The organism is Solibacillus sp., assembly GCF_040273735.1.
Taxonomy (GTDB): domain Bacteria; phylum Bacillota; class Bacilli; order Bacillales_A; family Planococcaceae; genus Solibacillus.
Genome location: NZ_JBELZM010000002.1, coordinates 217,956 through 237,617, shown reverse-complemented (window position 1 = coordinate 237,617; position 19,662 = coordinate 217,956). Strand labels below are relative to the sequence as shown.

24 protein-coding genes are annotated in these 19,662 nt (G+C 38.5%); 5 read left to right on the top strand and 19 right to left on the bottom strand.

Annotated elements, in window-relative coordinates:
• Positions 1-27 precede the first annotated feature (27 nt).
• From ABS917_RS03315 to ABS917_RS03255, 13 genes are all read right to left on the bottom strand, one after another.
• Positions 28-813, bottom strand: coding sequence for a vWA domain-containing protein (locus ABS917_RS03315; RefSeq protein WP_350477662.1), 786 nt, complete (start codon positions 811-813; stop codon positions 28-30).
• Between the two features lie 159 nt (positions 814-972).
• On the bottom strand, positions 973-1,194 hold the full coding sequence (locus ABS917_RS03310; RefSeq protein ID WP_079527783.1) for a phosphate-starvation-inducible protein PsiE: 222 nt from the start codon (positions 1,192-1,194) through the stop codon (positions 973-975).
• A gap of 184 nt (positions 1,195-1,378) precedes the next feature.
• Positions 1,379-1,942, bottom strand: a complete 564-nt coding sequence (locus ABS917_RS03305) for an NUDIX hydrolase (protein ID WP_350477661.1) — start codon at positions 1,940-1,942, stop codon at positions 1,379-1,381.
• 105 nt (positions 1,943-2,047) lie between these two features.
• Positions 2,048-2,476: a GatB/YqeY domain-containing protein gene (locus ABS917_RS03300; protein ID WP_350477660.1), complete on the bottom strand. Its 429-nt coding sequence runs from the start codon at positions 2,474-2,476 to the stop codon at positions 2,048-2,050.
• Between the two features lie 158 nt (positions 2,477-2,634).
• The gene (gene phoU / locus ABS917_RS03295; protein ID WP_350477659.1) at positions 2,635-3,288 is read right to left on the bottom strand and encodes a phosphate signaling complex protein PhoU; all 654 of its coding nucleotides are present in this window, start codon (positions 3,286-3,288) and stop codon (positions 2,635-2,637) included.
• A 22-nt stretch (positions 3,289-3,310) separates the two neighbouring features.
• Positions 3,311-4,084: a phosphate ABC transporter ATP-binding protein PstB gene (pstB, locus tag ABS917_RS03290; RefSeq protein ID WP_350477832.1), complete on the bottom strand. Its 774-nt coding sequence runs from the start codon at positions 4,082-4,084 to the stop codon at positions 3,311-3,313.
• A gap of 54 nt (positions 4,085-4,138) precedes the next feature.
• Positions 4,139-5,017, bottom strand: coding sequence for a phosphate ABC transporter permease PstA (gene pstA / locus ABS917_RS03285; protein ID WP_350477658.1), 879 nt, complete (start codon positions 5,015-5,017; stop codon positions 4,139-4,141).
• 1 nt (position 5,018) lies between these two features.
• Entirely contained in the window at positions 5,019-5,963 is a 945-nt protein-coding gene (gene pstC, locus ABS917_RS03280) for a phosphate ABC transporter permease subunit PstC (RefSeq protein ID WP_350477657.1), read from the bottom strand.
• Between the two features lie 105 nt (positions 5,964-6,068).
• Positions 6,069-7,040: a PstS family phosphate ABC transporter substrate-binding protein gene (locus ABS917_RS03275; protein WP_350477656.1), complete on the bottom strand. Its 972-nt coding sequence runs from the start codon at positions 7,038-7,040 to the stop codon at positions 6,069-6,071.
• Between the two features lie 159 nt (positions 7,041-7,199).
• The gene (locus ABS917_RS03270) at positions 7,200-7,613 is read right to left on the bottom strand and encodes a response regulator (protein ID WP_350477655.1); all 414 of its coding nucleotides are present in this window, start codon (positions 7,611-7,613) and stop codon (positions 7,200-7,202) included.
• A 52-nt stretch (positions 7,614-7,665) separates the two neighbouring features.
• On the bottom strand, positions 7,666-9,876 hold the full coding sequence (locus tag ABS917_RS03265) for a peptidoglycan D,D-transpeptidase FtsI family protein (protein ID WP_350477654.1): 2,211 nt from the start codon (positions 9,874-9,876) through the stop codon (positions 7,666-7,668).
• Between the two features lie 190 nt (positions 9,877-10,066).
• Positions 10,067-10,510, bottom strand: a complete 444-nt coding sequence (locus ABS917_RS03260) for a universal stress protein (protein ID WP_350477653.1) — start codon at positions 10,508-10,510, stop codon at positions 10,067-10,069.
• A 133-nt stretch (positions 10,511-10,643) separates the two neighbouring features.
• Positions 10,644-11,402, bottom strand: coding sequence for an SDR family oxidoreductase (locus tag ABS917_RS03255; RefSeq protein WP_350477652.1), 759 nt, complete (start codon positions 11,400-11,402; stop codon positions 10,644-10,646).
• Between the two features lie 152 nt (positions 11,403-11,554).
• Between ABS917_RS03255 and ABS917_RS03250 the strand changes: the two genes are divergently transcribed.
• A complete protein-coding gene (locus ABS917_RS03250) occupies positions 11,555-12,127 on the top strand; it encodes a TetR/AcrR family transcriptional regulator (RefSeq protein ID WP_350477651.1) in 573 nt (190 codons plus the stop codon).
• Between the two features lie 101 nt (positions 12,128-12,228).
• On the opposite strand, the gene ABS917_RS03245 is transcribed toward ABS917_RS03250, so the two are convergent.
• From ABS917_RS03245 to ABS917_RS03235, 3 genes are all read right to left on the bottom strand, one after another.
• Entirely contained in the window at positions 12,229-12,666 is a 438-nt protein-coding gene (locus tag ABS917_RS03245) for a DUF1801 domain-containing protein (RefSeq protein WP_350477650.1), read from the bottom strand.
• Positions 12,667-12,819: 153 nt separating this feature from the next.
• Positions 12,820-13,425: a superoxide dismutase gene (locus ABS917_RS03240; RefSeq protein WP_008408572.1), complete on the bottom strand. Its 606-nt coding sequence runs from the start codon at positions 13,423-13,425 to the stop codon at positions 12,820-12,822.
• A gap of 241 nt (positions 13,426-13,666) precedes the next feature.
• A complete protein-coding gene (locus ABS917_RS03235; RefSeq protein ID WP_350477649.1) occupies positions 13,667-14,146 on the bottom strand; it encodes a DUF456 domain-containing protein in 480 nt (159 codons plus the stop codon).
• A gap of 146 nt (positions 14,147-14,292) precedes the next feature.
• On the opposite strand from ABS917_RS03235, the gene ABS917_RS03230 reads away from it, so the two are divergent.
• The 4 genes from ABS917_RS03230 (at position 14,293) to ABS917_RS03215 (ending at position 17,040) form a co-directional block, all read left to right on the top strand.
• Positions 14,293-14,799, top strand: a complete 507-nt coding sequence (locus ABS917_RS03230) for a DUF1189 family protein (protein ID WP_350477648.1) — start codon at positions 14,293-14,295, stop codon at positions 14,797-14,799.
• A gap of 73 nt (positions 14,800-14,872) precedes the next feature.
• Complete coding sequence (locus ABS917_RS03225; protein WP_350477647.1) at positions 14,873-15,208, top strand: hypothetical protein; 336 nt, start codon at positions 14,873-14,875, stop codon at positions 15,206-15,208.
• Positions 15,209-15,336: 128 nt separating this feature from the next.
• Positions 15,337-16,446, top strand: coding sequence for a flavodoxin-dependent (E)-4-hydroxy-3-methylbut-2-enyl-diphosphate synthase (gene ispG, locus ABS917_RS03220; RefSeq protein WP_079527831.1), 1,110 nt, complete (start codon positions 15,337-15,339; stop codon positions 16,444-16,446).
• Positions 16,447-16,464: 18 nt separating this feature from the next.
• Positions 16,465-17,040 (top strand): 5' nucleotidase, NT5C type, encoded by a 576-nt coding sequence (locus ABS917_RS03215; protein ID WP_350477646.1) that lies wholly within the window; start codon positions 16,465-16,467, stop codon positions 17,038-17,040.
• Positions 17,041-17,121: 81 nt separating this feature from the next.
• Here ABS917_RS03215 and ABS917_RS03210 read toward each other — a convergent pair whose 3' ends face one another.
• The 3 genes from ABS917_RS03210 to ABS917_RS03200 are packed head-to-tail and all read right to left on the bottom strand — an operon-like array spanning position 17,122 to position 19,659.
• Complete coding sequence (locus ABS917_RS03210) at positions 17,122-17,934, bottom strand: C40 family peptidase (protein WP_350477645.1); 813 nt, start codon at positions 17,932-17,934, stop codon at positions 17,122-17,124.
• Entirely contained in the window at positions 17,931-18,716 is a 786-nt protein-coding gene (locus ABS917_RS03205) for a serine hydrolase (RefSeq protein ID WP_350477644.1), read from the bottom strand. The genes ABS917_RS03210 and ABS917_RS03205 overlap by 4 nt, the downstream gene beginning before the upstream one ends.
• Complete coding sequence (locus tag ABS917_RS03200; protein WP_350477643.1) at positions 18,709-19,659, bottom strand: S66 peptidase family protein; 951 nt, start codon at positions 19,657-19,659, stop codon at positions 18,709-18,711. The genes ABS917_RS03205 and ABS917_RS03200 overlap by 8 nt, the downstream gene beginning before the upstream one ends.
• Positions 19,660-19,662 lie beyond the last annotated feature (3 nt).

Below are 19,662 nucleotides of genomic sequence, written 5' to 3'. Positions count from 1 at the left end.
CGTAAACGGATTCGTTAATAGAAGTCATTATTCGTTTGCAAAAAATACTTTGTCAGCAAATGCAATTGGCTGTTTTTCAAAATCCGTCTCACTCATTGCGATGACGGCCAGATCGATATCAAGCTCCTGCATTTTTTCTGCCGTAACTTGTTGATTCAATTTATGGAAATCGGTAAATTGATTGTCCGTAATAATCATGAGATCCCGCTGATTATCGATATTGTCTTGAATAAAGAATTCAATCGCCTTGTCTATTGCCGGCATAATCTGAGCGTCTCCAGTTAAATACTGTTGCAAAAACTGGTCGAACAATCCAATATCAATTGCTCCATTTTTAAAAAGAAGCGGTTGAGCCGGTTTATTACTAAACGGAAGTATGATTAAATCCCTCTTCTGGACAGCGCATAAATTAAATAGCGGTAATATGGTCCCTTTTGTAAAGGCTTCATACCCCTGCATGGCGTCAGATTGCTGTACGATGACAATCATTGGCGAATAAAGATTTTTCATCTCATCAAACGGCACATACAATACATTTCCATCAATAACCGTCCGATCTTTCAGCAATCGCTTTTGTTGCTCAATCGGGAATAAATAATCTTTATCCTGTATTTTTGGCATTGTTGCTTCCACTTCTGTAATCATTTCTTCCAGTGCAATTGCAATTTCGATGACCTCTATGAATAATGGTTGTTGACCAAATTTCTCGAGAAACTGTTGCTGCTGATTTTCCTCTAAAGCTTGAAAAGATGCATTACGATATAAAAAATGAAGAATTTCATCGGTTAAAACAGTCTTATATTCATTTGTCATGTGAAACCCCTCCATCTGTTTTCAAATCAATACCGATAGTATAGCGAAAATCAATATTAAAAAGTAGTAATTTAAACTGCACGCGAATAGTATTCGTGTTTTTCTGTATAAAAAAAAGCGGTATCTCTAGGATACCGCGCCACACATAAATGTATGTAATTATAATTTTTGAGTTAAAGCGTGTAAAGTATCTTTCAAATCACGATCGTTATTTGAAAGCTCGATTAAGTTTTCTAAACGTTCGTGTAAGACAGGACGTTCAATTACTAGTTGCTCATCTAAAACTTGAACGAATAATTCAATAAGCATACGATTTTGAATTAATAATGCTTCTTCCACTCGGTCTGGGTTAATTTTATATTCTTTTACTTTTTTCGCCATTTGAAAATAGCCTCCCTTTTGTTTATACAACGTTATTTTAGCACACGGCTGTTTAATTTTGTGAAATTATTTCATTTTCAGCAATCGTTTGTGTTTTTCTGTGCATCAGCCAGTTGTATCCAGAAAATCTTCGTATGAAAAAACTTCATTGTTAAATAACATACTTATCAACTGATTTTTTCGTTTAACAGCCGATTTTTTTTACCTTCTCAATAATTTTCTCATATATTGGAATCATATGCGCTTCTGTACATTTCTCAGCAACTTCGCCCATTTCAATCCAGCCGACTTCACTGTTTTCATCGAGCTTCGCTTTAAATGTTGCTTCATCTCCGACTTCAAATATATAAGTCACATTGAAATGTAAGTGTGCCGCAACATATTTCCCTTTTTTCATATGACCGATAACAGGTAGAATATCAAGCGAAACAATATCTTCCTGTATCGCTTTTGCTTCTGTAAGGCCAGCTTCTTCAAAAAGCTCTTTTTTTGCTACATTAAATAAGTCCGGATCACCGTCTGCATGACCGCCCATCCAGCCCCATGAATTATAAATATTATGATGAGCCATTAATACACGTGAACGGTCCGGGTTGAACACAAAAGCTGACGCAGTAAAATGCAGAACTTCATTGTTTCGTGTCAGGACATCCGATAAAGTAGCCATTGCACGTAAAATGATGTCCTGATCCTTTGCTTCCTGTTCATTGTAAGGTACATACAGTTTAATCTGTTCATGTAATGTCATTTTAATCCTCCCTATCCTAATTCCTTTTGATTGAAAATAATATAGTGAAAAGGACGTGACCGCCATATGAATTGGGGCACACCTCCTTTTCCAAGATTTTTTAATTTAGGAAATGAGCGTTTTGACAACTTTTGAAATTGTCGCTCCATCTGCTTTTCCATCAAGTAACGGCTTTGCAATTTTCATCGCCTCACCCATATTCATGCCGGAAGTAATACCAGCTGTCTGAAGCTCAGCTGAAATTTCTTCCTCAGTTAACTGCTTTGGTAAAAAGCTTTTTAAAATAACTAATTTCGCTTCTTCTTTTTCAATTAAGTCTGAACGGTACGCTTGCTTTGCGCCTTCCAGTGACTGGTTTGTCTGCTTAATTTCACGATTAATGACAGCAGTTTCTTCCTGTGGCGTCAATTCCGCGCCCTTTTCCTTTTCTGCAGCATCCAATGCGGACTTCACTAAAGTCAATACCCCTTTAGCTAACGCATCTTTGTTCTTCATCGCTTGCTTTAATTGGTCAAACACAATTGTTTTTAACATGCTGTCTACCCCTTTACACATAAATAAGTACGTAACTTATTTGAATTACCTTTATTGTACCATGTACCCTTTCATTACATAAATTATTCATACACAAAATGTTGAAATAAAGTAAAAAACAAAAAGTATAAGAAGTTTCCTCCCTATACTTTAAATACTTAATTATTCAGTTCATAATGCTTCCCTTTTACAAGGTAGAATAAATGTTCGGCAATATTTGTTGCGTGGTCTGCCGCACGTTCGATACAGCGGCATACGTATGATAAACTTGTCACTTGCGCTACATGTTCGTTGGAAACGGACAGCGTCATTAAGTTACTGAGCGTATTGCCTGTTAATTCGTCGACCTCATCATCAAGATTTGCAATTTCCTTGGCCTTTATTGTATTTTCCTCAATAAAGGCATCGACAATTTGGCGCAGCATTAAGGTCGTTTTATGGAACATTTCCTCAATCGGTTCCACGCTCGTAACAAACGGAGCTTTTCCGATTCGTATCGACTCCTTTGCGATATTGACCGCATGATCTCCGATTCGCTCCATATCCGATGCCGCTTTAATGACAACGATCAATCGACGTAAATCAGTCGCAACAGGCTGCTGTTTTGCAATCAGTAAAATTACACGGTCATTAATTATTTCTTCCAATCGGTTAATTTTCGGATCGGTATCAATAACTTGTAAAGCTAAATCAATATCCTTTTTTAAAAAGGCTTTAAAAGACTCCTGTAATGAATGAATACTTAAATCACAAAGTTCCATTAAATCTTGCTGAACAGCTATTAAATCATGTTCAAAACGTTCACGAATCATCGATTTCATTCTCCTTTTCTGATTATCCAAATCTGCCGGAAATATAGTCTTCGGTGCGCTGATCTGACGGTGTCGAGAAAATGATATCTGTCTTATCAAACTCTACTACTTCCCCATTCAGGAAGAAGGCGGTTTTATCGGAAATACGTGCTGCCTGCTGCATATTATGTGTAACGATTACGATCGAGTACTGTTCTTTCATCTGCTGTACAAGCTCTTCCACTTTTAATGTCGAAATCGGATCAAGCGCTGATGTCGGCTCATCCATTAAAATGACATCCGGTTCGATCGCCAAGCAGCGTGCGATACAAATACGTTGCTGCTGACCACCTGATAAACCATAGGCATTCTGGTTTAAGCGGTCTTTTACCTCATCCCAGATAGTTGCACCACGCAGTGACTTTTCTACAATTTCATCCAGAATTTTTTTGTTTTTAATACCGTGAATACGTGGTCCATATGCGATATTATCATAAATTGATTTCGGAAACGGGTTCGGTTTTTGGAACACCATACCGACTTTCGTGCGAAGTTCTTCCACTTCATAGCCGTTTGAAAAAATATTGCGGCCGCGGTAATTGATTTCCCCTGATGTACGTACGATTGGAACAAGTTCGACCATACGATTTAATGCTTTTATATAAGTCGATTTACCGCATCCAGAAGGACCGATAATTGCCGTTACTTCATTTTCCTTCATTTCCAGATTGATATCTTTTAAAGCATGGTGATCCCCATACCATAAATTAAAGTTATTAGACTGCATGACATTCGCTTGATTCGGTTCGTGGCCCATTACAGGTTGACGTACTTTATTTTTCGTTAATAGTTGAACCATTCCATTTCACTCCTAATATCGTTTTTGGAATTTATTTCGAATAAATATTGCAATGGAATTCATCGTTAATAGGAAAATCATTAATACGATGATTCCTGCAGATGCCACATACTGGAAAGCTTCTTGCGGACGTTTTGCCCAGTCGAAAATCTGCATCGGCAATGCGGTAAATGTATCGAGATAACCTGTTGGTAAAAATTGTAATATCACTGGAATTCCGATTACTACTAATGGTGCTGTTTCACCAATTGCTCGGGATAACGCTAAAATACTACCTGTCAATATTCCTGGAATAGCAGCCGGCAGCACGACACGGACAATCGTTTGCCATTTCGTCGCACCCATTCCGTATGAAGCTTCCCGCTGTTCATTTGGTACCGCGCGGATAGCTTCTTGTGCCGCTACGATAATAACCGGCAATATTAGTAGACTCATCGTCAATCCGGCCGCCAGAATACTTTTTTCGAAGCCAAACAATCGTACGAAAATTGTTAACCCTAGTAAACCGAAAACAATTGAAGGTACCCCTGCCAAGTTAGAAATATTTATCCGGATAAAGTCATTCAATTTATTTTGCTTTGCGTATTCTTCCAAATATAACGCTGTACTCACCCCTAAAATGATTGAAACAGGAGCAACTACACTCATCAGCCATAAAGATCCAACCAATGCTGCTTTAATCCCTGCATTTTCAGGAATACGCGAGGCGAAGTTTGTAATGAAATTTATATCTAAAAAACCGAGTCCCTGTGTCAAAATTCGATAAAGCAACATGCCTAATGAAACAAGCGCAAAACTTGTGGCAAGAATAAAAATTATTTTCCATATTTTATTTGAAATGAGGCGTTTATTCATTCGCTTCATCACTAAATCTTCTTGAATATAGCGCATATTAATACTCCTCTCGGAAGCGTTTTGAAATATACGTTGCGAGTAAATTCATCGCTAACGTGAAAATAAACAACGTGAATCCTACAGCGTAAATTGAGTAGTAAATTGTTGTACCATAACCGGCATCACCTGTCGTAACTTGCACAATATAGGCTGTCATCGTTTGAATCGAATCAGTAAAGCCAAAGTCGAATTTTGGTGTAGATCCCCCTGCCAAGGAAACAATCATCGTCTCACCTATTGCCCGGGAAATACCTAATACGACAGAGGCGACAATTCCTGATAATGCTGCTGGCAGAACAACTTTAACTGCCACTTCGAATTTTGTTGCACCTAAACCTAACGCACCTTCACGAATCGACCGTGGAACTGAGCTCATCGCATCTTCGGACATGGATGTGATCATTGGAAGTATCATGATTCCGACAACGATACCAGGGCTGATTGCATTGAAAATTTTCAGATCGGGAATAAATCCCTGTAATATCGGTGTAATGAAAGTTAAGGCAAAGAACCCGTAAACAATTGTCGGTACTCCTGCAAGTACTTCTAAAATCGGTTTAATGATTTTTCGTACACGTTCTGATGCATATTCACTCAGATAAATGGCAGCGCCTAAACCGAATGGTACTGCTACAATAATAGCAATCAGTGTAATTTTAAATGTCCCGAATATTAATGGTAATATTCCATACAACGGCTCCTTACCTGAGAACGGCAGCCATTCTGTACCAAATAAATAATCTGTAATCGACACTCGCGTAAAGAATTCGAATGTCTCGAATATCAGTGTAAATACAATCCCAAACGTCGTAAGAACCGAAATCGTCGCTGCTAGAAATAACCCCATCGGTACTAACTTTTCGATTACTTTCTTTCCTTTGCGATTGCGCGAACGCTCGATTAATTGTTGGACACTTACTTGCTCCTGTTGTTTAAGAGCCATGTGCGAAAACTCCTTCCAGTCATCTATATAAATTAAATCGATCAATTTTCAGAATTAAAAAATGTGTGGGGCATGAGAGCCACCCCACACTATTAAACATCGAAATTATTTTAGTGTTTCCAACTCTTTTAGAGCTTCTTCATACTTTTCATCTGGCAGGCTAACATAACCTACTACTTCTGCCATTTCACCAGCGTTTTCAAGTGTGAACTTCATGAAGTCATATGTAGCTTCATTGTCTTTAACTGCACTGTTTTTCACATAAACGAATAGTGGACGTGATAATGGAGAATATTCACCTGATTCGATTGTTTCGTTTGTCGGTTCCACTCCGTCTACCGTTACAACTTGTAATTTGTCTTTATTTTCAAGATAGTACGCATAACCGAAATAGCCGATTGCATTTTTGTCTGCTGTTACACCTTGTACTAACACGTTGTCATCTTCAGATAATGTTGCCGATTTAACAATGTCTTCACCATCTAAAATGATCTCATCGAAGTAATCATACGTACCTGAGTCAGAACCTGGTGAGTAGAATACGATTTCTTCATCCGGCCATGAAGGATCAATATCAGACCATTTTTTCGTAGAACCGTCTTCAACCCAAATCTGTTTTAATTGATCAACTGTAAGATCTTTTGCCCAAGTATTTTCAGGATGTACAACTACTGATAAACCATCGTAAGCAAGTTCAAATTCTGTATATTCTACTCCTGCATTTTTAAGCTCTTCCATTTCAGTATCTTTGATTGGACGAGAAGCGTTTGAGAAATCCGTTTCACCATTGATGAATTTTTCGAATCCGCCGCCTGTACCAGATACACCAACTGCTACGCGTACATCTTTTTGTACCGCCGCGTATTCTTCAACTAACGCTTCTGTAATTGGAGCAACTGTTGATGAACCATCGCCTACTACGTTACCTGTTAATTGTGCGCTGCCAGCTTCTGCTTGTTCTGTGTTTGTTTGTGCTGAAGTTGACGTTTCATCACTATTTTCTTCTCCGCCACATGCTCCTAAAAGAATTGCTGAACCTAGTAAAGCTGTTGATGTTAAGTACTGCCACTTTTTCATTTGTAATTCCTCCGCTTGTTTAATAGATGTTTTTCTTACATTTCCAACTATAGAGACAATTTATTAAGCTTATATAATTCAGCCGTTAATTGAATGTAAAGCTTTGTAAATAAAAAAGACAATTTACGGTAGCTCTCTGCAAATTGTCTCATTTTCTTCTTATTGAATCTTTTTCACGCTTTTTATGTTTACAAGTTTAATAGAATGTTCTGTAAATGTCGGCTTTTCCTTTTTCGTCTTTACTTTATGTACATAAAGTAAAATTGTTTTTGCATCTTTTGGATGGGCATAGCCTTCAAACGTAGCATTATATAATACGGAACCATCCCGCAAAGTAACCGTCGCTTTTTTAGCATCGACCAGCTCCCGTAAAAAAGGAAAGGCTTTAACATTCCGTTCACGTTCGGCACGGACTAACCGTGGTTCCAGGACGAGCAGGAGCCCTTCAAAAATAACGATATATATAACCGACATTAAAATTATGAGCCACGCCGGCATGTCCATAAATGCTAAAATCGCTGCATTACTTAAGGCACCTAGGATGACGACAATATGTATGATTTTCTTCCTCATCGAATCTTCCCCTTAAAAAAATCCCGTAGCTAGAAACTACGGGATCTTTATTTTATTCATTTACTGTTTCGACTTCTTCGTCCTCATCCAGCTTTTCATCAGAATGCTTAATGATCGGTTTTTCTACTTTACTTGTAGATAAGCCCTCATCCGCATATTTGTTTTTCAACTCAAAATATGCATCTACTAGTTCACGGGCCGTCAAATTCGCCTGTGGTAAATAGTTATTGTTAAAGTTCGTCGTTGCCCATGGATAAATAACTGCATAGGCAATCTCCGGGTCATCGTATGGAGCAAAACCTACATGGACGATATTGATCGTGTTTGTTTTCCATTTATCACGCTGCGGTCCATAGTAAACTACCTCGGCAGTACCAGTTTTACCACCAGCCGTATAGTCTGCTGTTTCAAATTGACGACGGGCAGAACCATTCGTACCGAAGTAAACACGGCGCAACCCTTCTTTAACATGATCAATTTCCTGTTGGCTGTTTTCGATTTTGTTTAATATTTTAGGTGTTACTTCTTCCACAACTTGCCCTAAATATTCTCCATCTTTAGATGGGTTGCGAATTTCTTTAAGCATTCTCGGTTGGATACGGTAACCACCGTTTGCAATTGTTGAAATATATTGTGCCAATTGCATCGTCGTATACGTATCAAACTGACCGATTGCCAAGTTCAATAGTTTTACATCGGTATCCGGGTCAGCCTGATAGCCGGTTGATTCACCCGGAAGGTCAACCCCTGTTGGTACACCTAGTCCGAACTGTGCATATTCATTTCGCATTGTCTGCAATGTACCTGATGCTAAACTAAATCGCATACCAGGCGAATACGTACGACCGCCAATACCCATCGCAATTTTGAACATATAGACGTTTGATGAACGCTCTAATGCCGTCAAATCATCCACCATGACACTACCATTCTTGTTGAATAGTGTATTTAAAGTAATATTCCCGATTCGCATTGGTGAATCGAGCATGACAGTTCCCGGCTTAATAACTTCTTCATTGTATCCCATTAGGACGGTTGCTGCTTTTACAGTTGACCCTGCTTCATATGCAGACGTAAATGTACCGTAAGAATAGTCAACAATATAAGGTTTGCCAGTATCTTTATCTTTTTCAATTTTTTTACCGACTACCGATAAAAGCTCGCCGGTTTTTGGATTCATTGCAACTAAAAAGCCGCGATCCAGTAATTGGGAACCACCTTTAGCTTTCAATTCCAATAAATACTTTTCCAAAATTTCATCGGCTTTTTGCTGGAGTTCCACATCAATTGTTGTTACTAAATCTTTACCCGGCTCCCCCGCAAAAGTCGTCATCGTTTCAACTACTTGACCTTTTTTATTCGTGATGTTTTTAACGACCGATTTTTCACCTTGCAATATTTCTTCATACTGTGCTTCAAAATAACTTTCCCCAACTCGATCGTTTCGAGAATAATCACGAGCTAAATAATGGTTCAGTTTTGATTTAGGTACACCTTTACTTGGTACCGTTGTTCGACCTAATATCGCTAATGGAGATAATCGTACGCGTTTCCAATCTGTTGTCGTATTCACACCAGGCAGATCTGCCAAGTGTTCTGAAACTCGGGCAAACTCTTCCGGTGTAACATTCTCACCTTTAATAATTTGCGGTGATAGATTATAGCCCGTCATCATTTCACGGTAAATTGCCAGAACTTCCAAGTCAAAATCGGTAAGCTCTTCCAGTTCTTTATCTGTAATACGATCCCGGATTCGTCGATCATATTCTTTATTGATTTCCTTCGTTTCTAAATCTTCATTTTCAAGTTGGAATTTCGTCATTTCCTTTTGTGTGACTTTTTCTTTTGCCTCTTCCGGATTCCGTAAAATCCAGAAATCTAATTTATCTCGATGCGTTACTTTTTCTGTCGGCTGCTCGATGATATGTGCAAGTTTTTCTGCAATTTCAAGCATTTCAGCGGATTTTGTCGTTTGCATTTTTGTATATGTAATCGCATTTTCTGGCTGATTATCAACTAAAATACGACCATATCGGTCAAAAATACGACCACGGGGTACACTTGTATTCACCCGTACTTCCTCAGTACGCTCCAATGCGCGCACATAATCTTCACCTTTTACAATTTGTATATATCCTAGACGAAAAATTAGTAATGAGAATAAAACAAATATTGAAAAGAAAAGGACATTCATCCGAAATGTTAAACTTGCCCGTTGCTTTGCCTTCGGATTTTGCTGACGATTTTGCGTAATTTTGCGCAAAGAACACTTCCCCTTCCTTACTTTATGTAGCGTGTACATGAATGTATAATCATAGCCTTTAGTATAACACTGAAAACTCTACGAAAAAAGAGTTCAGATTTTAATTATTCATCTTTTAGACGGCTGTACTTTTATAAAGTTTCATAAAAAAGAAGCTTCACGAAAATTAATGTGGAGCTTCGGCATCTAATTAAGTATTTCTTACAACAAGTACGTCACAGCGGGCATTTATTAAAATCCCTTCTGATACGGAACCTAGGAAAAAACGGGCTAATTCCCCTTTTCCTGTTACACCGCAAATAATTAAATCAATTTCTTCCTGTTGAGGGATATCTCGTGCGATAACGTGCTTAGGTGTCCCGTATTCAATTATTTTTTTAATATTTGTAAACCCTGACTGCTGCGCTTTTTTCTCAAAAGAATCTAAAAGATCCTTCTTATTATTTGTAAACTTTTCCGCCATATCAAAGTTATAGCCTTCTGAAAATGCAAAGGAACGAGTATCGATTACATGAACAATATACAGCTTACTTCCGACATTACCCCGTGCCACTTGCACAGCTCTTCTAAAAGCAATCAGCGACTCATTCGTCTCATCCACGGCAACTAGTATATTTTTGTACGTCATGCTCATTTATTCCTCACCTCTTTATACTTTATTCACAAGTAGCTTGGTTTAGGTGTACTTACGTACTATATGGAAAAAATTAAATATGCAAAAAAAGGCTCTGCAACCGAAGTTACAAAGCCTTTTAGTAAATATATGCTTAATAAGCTGTCCAACCAGCATCCGCTGTAATAATTTGACCGTTGATGAAACTTGAATCTTCCGAACCTAAAAATACAGCTAATTTCGCGATTTCATCCGGATTTCCTACACGTGGAATTAATGCAGAACCTTTTTGCTGTTGGCCGGCACCGTATTGGCTGACATTTTGCATCGACTGTTGGATATTTGTCATAACAGCACCTGGTGCTATTCCATTTACACGAATACCGGATTGAGAGAACATGAATGCAGTATTTTTTGTTAGACCGACTACAGCATGTTTCGAAGCAGTGTATGCTGCACCTGCACGTCCTCCGTTTAAACCGCCAGCTGAAATATTATTTACAATAACACCATGACCTTGTTTTAAGAACATATCTGTTGCTATACGCATTGACTTCATAACTGAAGTTGTATTAACAGCGAAAATCATATCCCAGCGTGCATCTGTAATTTCGTTTACAGGCTCAAATCCGTCCATAATGCCTGCATTGTTTACTAAAATATCTAACTGACCGTAGTTTTCAATTGTAGCGTCAAATAATTTTTGCAAGTCTTCATCTTTCGCTACATTTGTTGCGATCGAAAATGCTGTACCACCGTTTGCAGTAATTTCATCCGCAACTGTTTTTGCGCCTTCTTCATTTAAATCCGAAATCACTACTTTTGCTCCTTCTTTTGCATAAGCTTCCGCGATTGCTTTACCCATACCCGAAGCGGCACCAGTTACGATTGCTACTTTATCCTTTAATTTCATTATAAATCTCTCCTTTAGTATTAGAAGTTATTGTACATCTGTTCAATAAAAATTATAATTGAAAGCAAATTAATGTACAAACAACAACTATTTGGAATTCCGTACATTATCCAACACTTTTTATTAATCTGTTCATTAAAGGGGAAATTTTTATGGACTTACGTGTAAAGAAGACACATGACAGCCTGCAAAGAGCGCTTCTTATTTTACTGAACCAAAAATCTTTGGAGAACATTACGGTAGCAGAAATTTGCCGGATTGCAGAAATTAACCGCGGAACTTTTTATTTGCATTACAAAAATGTCCACGGAGTATTTGAGCGATATTTCAATGACATCGTGAAAGATTTGAAGTTTTCGTACGATTTTCCATACGATGTGACAAAAGATAATTTATCCATGCTTACACCTGAAATGATTCAGATTTTTCACCATGTCAAAAAGCATGAAGCCTTTTACCGGATTGTTTTCGATGAGAAAACGCCGATGCTTTATTACCACAAATTATTAGAGACAGTCCGTTCCTTTATATTGGAGTCGCATTTAGAAGAAATCGAGCACATATCCGACCAGCAGCTTGAATATTTGGCAAGCTATACAGCGAACTCCATTATGGGCATTCTTATTCAGTGGCATAAAGAAGATTATGTGCTTGCACCCGAGACATTAAACAAATATATTTACGAATTTTATCGCTTAAACGAAACTTTGAAAAAGAATATTTAATTTATGACATAAGGGTTGGTTATAACCAAAAAATACCGGATTCTTAATAAGAGTTTTATTCTTATCTACCGGTATTTTTGTTTGTGTTATAAACTATGATTTTATCTCTGTATTTCACTTTCATAGGCAGTAATCCACTGATCTACCGTCATTTTACTGCTCAGTTCCCCTATCAGATCATATGGTATATGTTTTGTCGAGGTCCAGCGAATACAGCTTTTCCCCATATTCAGCTTTGTTGGAACAACTTCGGCATAGGCTTCCTGAAACCACTCGAGAAGTTCAGGATCACTGTAGATGCCCATATGATAAAGCCCAATATGGCGCTTTTGTGGAGCAAGCGCCATAAACGGTAATGGTGTGTTCGGTGTAACATGATACCCTTTTGGATAGGTTGTTAATGGTACATTATATACGATCATATTCCGGTCAATTGACTTTTCAAACCCTGGCGGCAAGTTCCCATCAATTGTCTCCATTAATTTTATATAAGCACCGTGCCACTTCTCATCAATTTGTGCGACAAATTCATCAATCATCCACTGCACCCCGATTCTGTTTAATATTTTGAGCGTAGCAGATAACTGTAAAAAAATACATAAAAACGCATGGAAGTAATGAAACTTCTCATGCGTTTTACGTTTAAAGTATTTTGTACCTGCTGCTTTGCTTTCGGTACAGATCAGCTTTAATTATTTTGCTGCTTGGAATTTAGCTTCCACTACGTCCCAGTTCACTACGTTCCAGAATGCACCGATGTAGTCTGGACGACGGTTTTGGTAGTTTAAGTAGTATGCGTGCTCCCAAACGTCTAAGCCTAAGATTGGTGTTTTGCCTTCCATTACTGGAGAGTCTTGGTTTGGAGTTGAAGTAACAGCTACACCGTCACCATCAACGATTAACCATGCCCAACCTGAACCGAAACGAGTTGTTGCAGCTTTTGCGAATTCTTCTTTGAAAGCGTCAAATGAACCGAATTTCGCATCGATTGCAGCAGCTACTTCACCTACTGGAGTGTTAGAACCGCCAGGAGCGATTAATTCCCAGAATAATGTGTGGTTAGCATGTCCGCCACCGTTGTTACGTACAGCAGTTTGTTTGTCAGCTGGTAAAGCATCGATGTTAGCGATTAATTCGTTAATGTCTTTGTCAGCGTATTCAGTACCTTCTACTGCTGCGTTTAAGTTTGTTACGTAAGTATTGTGGTGTTTAGAGTGGTGAATTTCCATTGTTTTTGCATCGATATGTGGTTCCAATGCGTCGTAAGCGTAAGTTAATTCTGGTAATTTGAATGCCATGATAATATTCCTCCCTGGAACAAGTAATTAATGTTGATTACAATACTAGGTTATCAAAAAATGATTCCTCATTCAATGAAAAAAACAGTAATATTTGCATTTCAGTCTTTTGACGGAAAGGCTGCGGATTACTTGTCTTACCTGTTGTTTGTAATCTTTCCTTTACTAGTGTAAGCGATACCTGTTTGATTTTACAAATATTTGCTCCTCATCAATTCAATCTGCTTTAACTCGTAAAAAATTAAATGGCAATAAAAAACAAGACAATCATAACAACTTGTATAATCCCTTTTGTTACGACAGATGTTAAAAATCCTACAACTGAACCAACACCGACTTTAATTGCCTGCTGTAAATTGCTTCGTGTCACAATTAGTTCACCAATGATCGCACCGATAAACGGCCCCGCGATAATACCCGCAAACGGTATAACAAATGGACCGATCAGTAAACCGATCGTGCTCCCCCACATCCCTGCTTTTGATCCGCCGAATTTTTTTACTCCGATCAGATTCGAAATCGTATCTGCCGCAAATAGCAGTGCAACAAATAGTAGTTCAATTAACCAGAACCACCATGGCAATTCGGTGAAACTATAAAACAGCCCGTATACGATAAACCCGCCAAGTAAAAATAATACGGAAGGGATAATTGGATATACTAAACCGATAAACGCGATAATAAACAGCGCTATAATAAGTGTCCATGCAATAATATCCACTCATTTCACATCCTTTCTAATTCTTCTCCCTTATATGTTTTCACAAATTATACGTAATGAACAAAGAAAAGATTCAATTTAATTTTCCGAGTTCAAATCGAAATTTTTTCATGTTACACTACTTTGTAAAGGAGCATTCGATTATTATGAAAATTTCACATATGCAGTTATTTATACATAGTTTAACGAGCCCTAAAAAATTGGGTGCCTACCGGATTCTATCAATCGGAAAAGTGATGCAGTATGCCTTTTTAATGATTACCCTTATTACTGCTTTTTCATTCGGCCAATTTATTAATGCCGGGACAGCCGAGATTTTCGGCTATTCGGAAATTGAACAGTATGCACAAAATATTCAGTGGATTGTTTATCCGATTGCCATTGTATTTTTATTCGTACTGAATACGTCGATCTATTTTATTAAAGTAAGTCTGTATGCACTAGCTGGCCAATTTTTCATTAAGCCGATGAGACGCCGCGGCGAATATCGTCAAGTATGGCGAACAGCTGTTTTTGCAAGTACGTGGGGTACATTTTTGACGATGTTCGGAAATCTGTTTATGATCTCACAAACTGTTATTACACTTAGTAGTATTTTTATTACAATGTTCTTTATAATCGTTGCCTTAACAAAATATCCCGTACAAAAATAATAAATTCTCCTTCTGAATCATATAGTTTAACAATCTATTAACGAGTTAAATTGTAGAGAAAAGGAGGATTTTTTTGCGCTTTTTAATAGCTTCCATAGTTCTTTTGCTGTTTGCATTTGTCATTAAAGTAGATTTACAAGAAGGTACTCTCCCATTAGCATCCTTTTATGCTGCACCACAATCATGTGAGGAAGGTGAACAAGGAAGCTATGTTGTCGTAAAAATCCAACAGGACGATACAATTTACAGCCTATTTTCAGCAACTCCCTCGCCTATTAAAACCACTTTTCCGGAAAGACTCGCACAATTTTATCAACTTAACCCGCATTTAAATTTACAGCCACTTGTACCAGGAGATACTGTCCTAATCCCAATCGTCTCGAATGTGAAGGAAAATTGTCTAAATTGAAATCATAATGTTTCTTCCTTGTTCTTCTTTTCATACACTGATAAAATAAGGAACAGTGACGGCTTACATATCGTTATATCTATTAGGAGATATAACACATTAAAAGCCTGAAAAGGAGAGAATTTTTCATGAGTGAAATCGTTCACCGTACGAAAACACGTCCTGTGCGTGTCGGTAACTTAACAATTGGTGGTAATAACGAAGTCGTAATCCAAAGTATGTGTACGACGAAAACACATGATGTAGAAGCAACTGTTGCCGAAATTAAACGTTTGGAAGAGGCAGGTTGTCAGATCGTACGTATTGCAGTACCGGATGAGCGCGCCGCAAATGCCATACCTGAAATTAAAAAACAAATTAATATCCCATTAGTGGCGGATATTCACTTTGATTACAAATTAGCATTAAAAGCCATTGAAGGTGGCATCGATAAAGTACGAATCAACCCGGGTAACATCGGGCGTCGCGAAAAAGTAGAGGCAGTTGTAAACGCGGCAAAAGCAAAAGGTATACCAATCCGAATCGGTGTTAACGCCGGTTCTTTAGAGCGCCATATCCTCGAAAAGTATGGTTACCCTACTGCAGATGGAATGGTAGAATCTGCATTGCACCACATTAAAATTTTAGAAGACTTGGATTTCCATGACATTATCGTTTCGATGAAAGCATCAGACGTAAACCTGGCAATTGAAGCATATGAAAAAGCATCAAAAGCATTCAATTATCCACTGCATTTAGGTATTACAGAATCAGGTACGTTATTCGCCGGTACTGTTAAATCAGCTGCCGGTTTAGGTGCGATTTTATCTAAAGGTATCGGAAATACTTTACGTATTTCATTATCTGCAGATCCTGTAGAAGAAATTAAAGTAGCTCGTGAATTATTAAAATCTTTCGGCTTGGCATCAAATATGGCGACATTAATTTCTTGTCCGACTTGCGGACGTATCGAAATTGATTTAATTTCGATTGCCAACGAAGTAGAAGAATATATTTCAAAGCTGAATGTTCCGTTAAAAGTAGCTGTTTTAGGCTGTGCGGTAAACGGTCCTGGTGAAGCACGTGAAGCGGATATCGGTATTGCCGGTGCACGTGGCGAAGGGCTTTTATTCATGAAAGGTAAAACAGTTCGTAAAGTTCCGGAAGAAACAATGGTGGAAGAACTGAAGAAAGAAATCGATAAATTAGCTGCTGAAATGGTGGCAAAGCGTGAAGCAGAAGCCAATGCAACTGTGTAAAGAAATGAGGTAATGGAAATGACAAACTTAAAACATCGGTTCGGCATTGATATTGACGGGACAGTTACATGTCCTGCCACATTGATTCCACATATTAATAAACAGTACAAAATTAATATGACGCTACAAGATGTAACGGAATATGATTTTTTAAGTGGCTTTCCGCACCCTGTAGACCGCGCACAGTTTCAGGCCTGGTTTAAAGAAAATGAGCCACGAATGTATGAAGTGAGTGAGCTTGCTGCAGATGCACACCGCATTTTAACAGCCTGGCAAAACCAGTATGAGCTCTATTATATTTCTGCGCGTGGAGAAAATGTTTTCGATATTACGAAAAACTGGTTTGATCAATTTAAAGTTCCTTACGACCATATCGAATGTATCGGCAGTCATAACAAAATTGCCATCGCAAAGAAGCATGCAGTAGAAGCTTTTTTCGAAGATAAACATGATAATGCAGTGGAAATTGCCGAAGAGCTTAAAATCCCTGTCATTTTATTCGATACACCTTACAATCAAATGCCTGTACCTAATAACGTCATTCGCGTTAATAATTGGATAGAGGCTAACGATTGGATCCTTAGAAACTTTTAATTTGAACAAAACCAATTTTCATGTAACTAAAAGGGTCAACCCAGAGCTATCTTGCTGAGTTGACCCTTTTTTTATTTTGTATTAAAAAATACTGCCGTACTCCGTTATCGTTGTCGCCAAGTCTTCACGGTAATGGTCATGCTGCAAGTTCAGGCTATTCACATTGACCTCATTTCCGCCTAACGAAGAGTGAATATACTCGTCATTACCAATATACATCGCTACATGACCAGGGAAGAAAATCAGATCTCCCGGCTTTAAGTTTTCGCCTTCTATTTTCCTTAATGGAAAACCTTCCTCTATTTTAGCATCACGGTAAATATAAGCACCGTTCAGCATATACGCCATTGAAACAAGACCTGAACAGTCAATGCCTAAAGGCGTTTTTCCGCCCCAACGGTATGGTGTTCCGATGTAGCGAAAAGCAGTTTCCACGACTTGCTTGCGAAACAGCTCTTCATTTGTCGTATACACTTTCACACGATCCTTAATCCAGGCCGACCGTACATATCCTTCTTCCCCTGTAACAAGCTGCACTTTTGCCCAAGCTGTATCAAGCCCTGCTTCCAATACAACTTTAATAAAAGCGCCTCGTGTTAATGTGATGATGTTTTCACTTTGTATTTTTGGTGCTTTAAGGACATCGGCAAAGTTTTGAATTACGACATCATTTGCTTCATATACCCAGTTTACAGTAGGTTCACTACCAACTTGCAAGTTGGATTTTAATGTATAGCCTTCGTATCGGTAAAATGTTCGTATTTTGACCCAATTTTCATCAACTTCTTCCAGAACTTCGACCGGCATCCCATACAACGCCTCATCAATTAACTCAGAATGTCGGTCCGGTGCTGCATGTAAACTCGCAAGCTTCATTTTCACAACGGCATTCAATCGGTTCCCTCCTCCTGTTTTGTAAAATGATCATAGACGATTTTAGAAATAGTACCAATCGTTTGTCTCGCTTTGTCATTGTCGGTCACATTTGTAATAAAAACCCCGATAAAATAATCTCGTTTTTCTGCAAAAATAATTCCAGTATCATGGTCGACCGTATCGAGACCTCCAGTTTTATGCGCCATTTTAACATCATCTACGATAAAGCGTTTGAGCGATTCATAACTGCGCTGCCTGCTTAAAATATTGAGTGCAACCAAATTCCACTCTTTTGTAAGCAGCGTACCTCTATATATTTGCCGGAAAAGATGCTGTATATCCTGTGCTGTTGTTTCATTATCAAAGCCAAGCTTTTGACGTTCAAAATCCATCATCTTTCGCTGAACCCGAGTATTATGTAAGCCGATTTCTTTAAAATAATTATTGAATGCATCCATGCCTAATAGATCAATACAAACGTTTGTTGCTGTATTGTCACTCGTAATTATCATCCAAAGTAACAGCTCGTGCAGTGTAGCACGAGTTTGCCTCTGCTCAGTTATAACACTGAACTCGACCATGTTTTCCGACGCAATTTCGTAGACGTGATTTAAATTGCCGTTCGTTTTATCCAAATGAGCCAAGATAGCAATGAGAATCGGCACTTTGATTATACTTGCACTGCTAAAAATTTCCTTGTCCCGATTTTTCCAGATGATATTGTTTGTATTGTAATCTTCGACAATGACATGCACTTTATATGGGCACTGTGCAATAATGCGATCAAGTTTTTCATACATCGAACTGTCCTACAACCCGAATTGATTTATTTGTTGCATCGATTGTTACGGTTTTACCAAGCGGCAATGACATCGTCGGTAGCACATGACCACATGTTACGTCTTTTAATATTGGAATATTCAAAGGCACTAAAATTTCTTCAAATACCGTATCCAAACTTAAATTGTTTTCTGCGTTATTTAAATCCATTGGCCCACAATCCGTCCAACCACCTAGCAAAATACCCGACAGCTGCTGAAGCTTCCCTGACAATGATAGCTGTGTCAGCATCCGGTCGATTCGTTGCACATTTTCATCGATGTCTTCCAAAAATAGAATTTTGCCCTTCAAATCAATCTCGAATGGTGTCCCTAATGAGGCTGCAACAAGTGTTAAATTTCCACCAGCTAATTTCCCTGTAGCAGTACCGGGAACAACCGTGTTCATAATCTGGTCTTTCGCATTTTCCAGGAAATAATCACTCCATCCGGTATTTGTCACACTGTTAATGAAATACTCCCATGTATACTCATCCATTTCAGGTCGAATAAATTCCGTTGACGGCATCGGTGTATGGTACGTTACAAAACCGCATTGCTGATTGAATACAATATGCAGTGCCGTAACATCACTATAGCCTGCAAATACTTTCGGGTTTTCTTTAATCATCTCCAGATCAAGCATCGGTAAAATCCGCGTCGCTCCATAACCTCCGCGAATACAAAAAATACCGTCTATTTCAGGATTCCGGAACATGTCATTCAATTCTTTTGCCCGCAGCTCATCACTGCCACCAAAATAACCGTGTCGTGCTCTGCACGTTTCTCCTACAACCACATGGAAACCCAGCTTTTCCACTGCCTGGATCGCCCGTTCGATACGATGTTCCGGTGTTGCTCCTGATGCGCTGATTAATGCTACAGTATCGCCTTTTTTCAGTGACTTCGGAATTATCATTGCCATCGT

Coding starts and splice junctions, on each gene's coding strand:
- ABS917_RS03315 (WP_350477662.1), bottom strand. CDS start 813: ATGACAAATGAATATAAGACTGTTTTAACCGATGAAATTCTTCATTTT.
- ABS917_RS03310 (WP_079527783.1), bottom strand. CDS start 1,194: ATGGCGAAAAAAGTAAAAGAATATAAAATTAACCCAGACCGAGTGGAA.
- ABS917_RS03305 (WP_350477661.1), bottom strand. CDS start 1,942: ATGACATTACATGAACAGATTAAACTGTATGTACCTTACAATGAACAG.
- ABS917_RS03300 (WP_350477660.1), bottom strand. CDS start 2,476: ATGTTAAAAACAATTGTGTTTGACCAATTAAAGCAAGCGATGAAGAAC.
- phoU (WP_350477659.1), bottom strand. CDS start 3,288: ATGATTCGTGAACGTTTTGAACATGATTTAATAGCTGTTCAGCAAGAT.
- pstB (WP_350477832.1), bottom strand. CDS start 4,084: ATGGGCCACGAACCGAATCAAGCGAATGTCATGCAGTCTAATAACTTT.
- pstA (WP_350477658.1), bottom strand. CDS start 5,017: ATGCGCTATATTCAAGAAGATTTAGTGATGAAGCGAATGAATAAACGC.
- pstC (WP_350477657.1), bottom strand. CDS start 5,963: ATGGCTCTTAAACAACAGGAGCAAGTAAGTGTCCAACAATTAATCGAG.
- ABS917_RS03275 (WP_350477656.1), bottom strand. CDS start 7,040: ATGAAAAAGTGGCAGTACTTAACATCAACAGCTTTACTAGGTTCAGCA.
- ABS917_RS03270 (WP_350477655.1), bottom strand. CDS start 7,613: ATGAGGAAGAAAATCATACATATTGTCGTCATCCTAGGTGCCTTAAGT.
- ABS917_RS03260 (WP_350477653.1), bottom strand. CDS start 10,510: ATGAGCATGACGTACAAAAATATACTAGTTGCCGTGGATGAGACGAAT.
- ABS917_RS03255 (WP_350477652.1), bottom strand. CDS start 11,402: ATGAAATTAAAGGATAAAGTAGCAATCGTAACTGGTGCCGCTTCGGGT.
- ABS917_RS03250 (WP_350477651.1), top strand. CDS start 11,555: ATGGACTTACGTGTAAAGAAGACACATGACAGCCTGCAAAGAGCGCTT.
- ABS917_RS03245 (WP_350477650.1), bottom strand. CDS start 12,666: ATGATTGATGAATTTGTCGCACAAATTGATGAGAAGTGGCACGGTGCT.
- ABS917_RS03240 (WP_008408572.1), bottom strand. CDS start 13,425: ATGGCATTCAAATTACCAGAATTAACTTACGCTTACGACGCATTGGAA.
- ABS917_RS03230 (WP_350477648.1), top strand. CDS start 14,293: ATGAAAATTTCACATATGCAGTTATTTATACATAGTTTAACGAGCCCT.
- ispG (WP_079527831.1), top strand. CDS start 15,337: ATGAGTGAAATCGTTCACCGTACGAAAACACGTCCTGTGCGTGTCGGT.
- ABS917_RS03215 (WP_350477646.1), top strand. CDS start 16,465: ATGACAAACTTAAAACATCGGTTCGGCATTGATATTGACGGGACAGTT.
- ABS917_RS03205 (WP_350477644.1), bottom strand. CDS start 18,716: ATGTATGAAAAACTTGATCGCATTATTGCACAGTGCCCATATAAAGTG.
- ABS917_RS03200 (WP_350477643.1), bottom strand. CDS start 19,659: ATGGCAATGATAATTCCGAAGTCACTGAAAAAAGGCGATACTGTAGCA.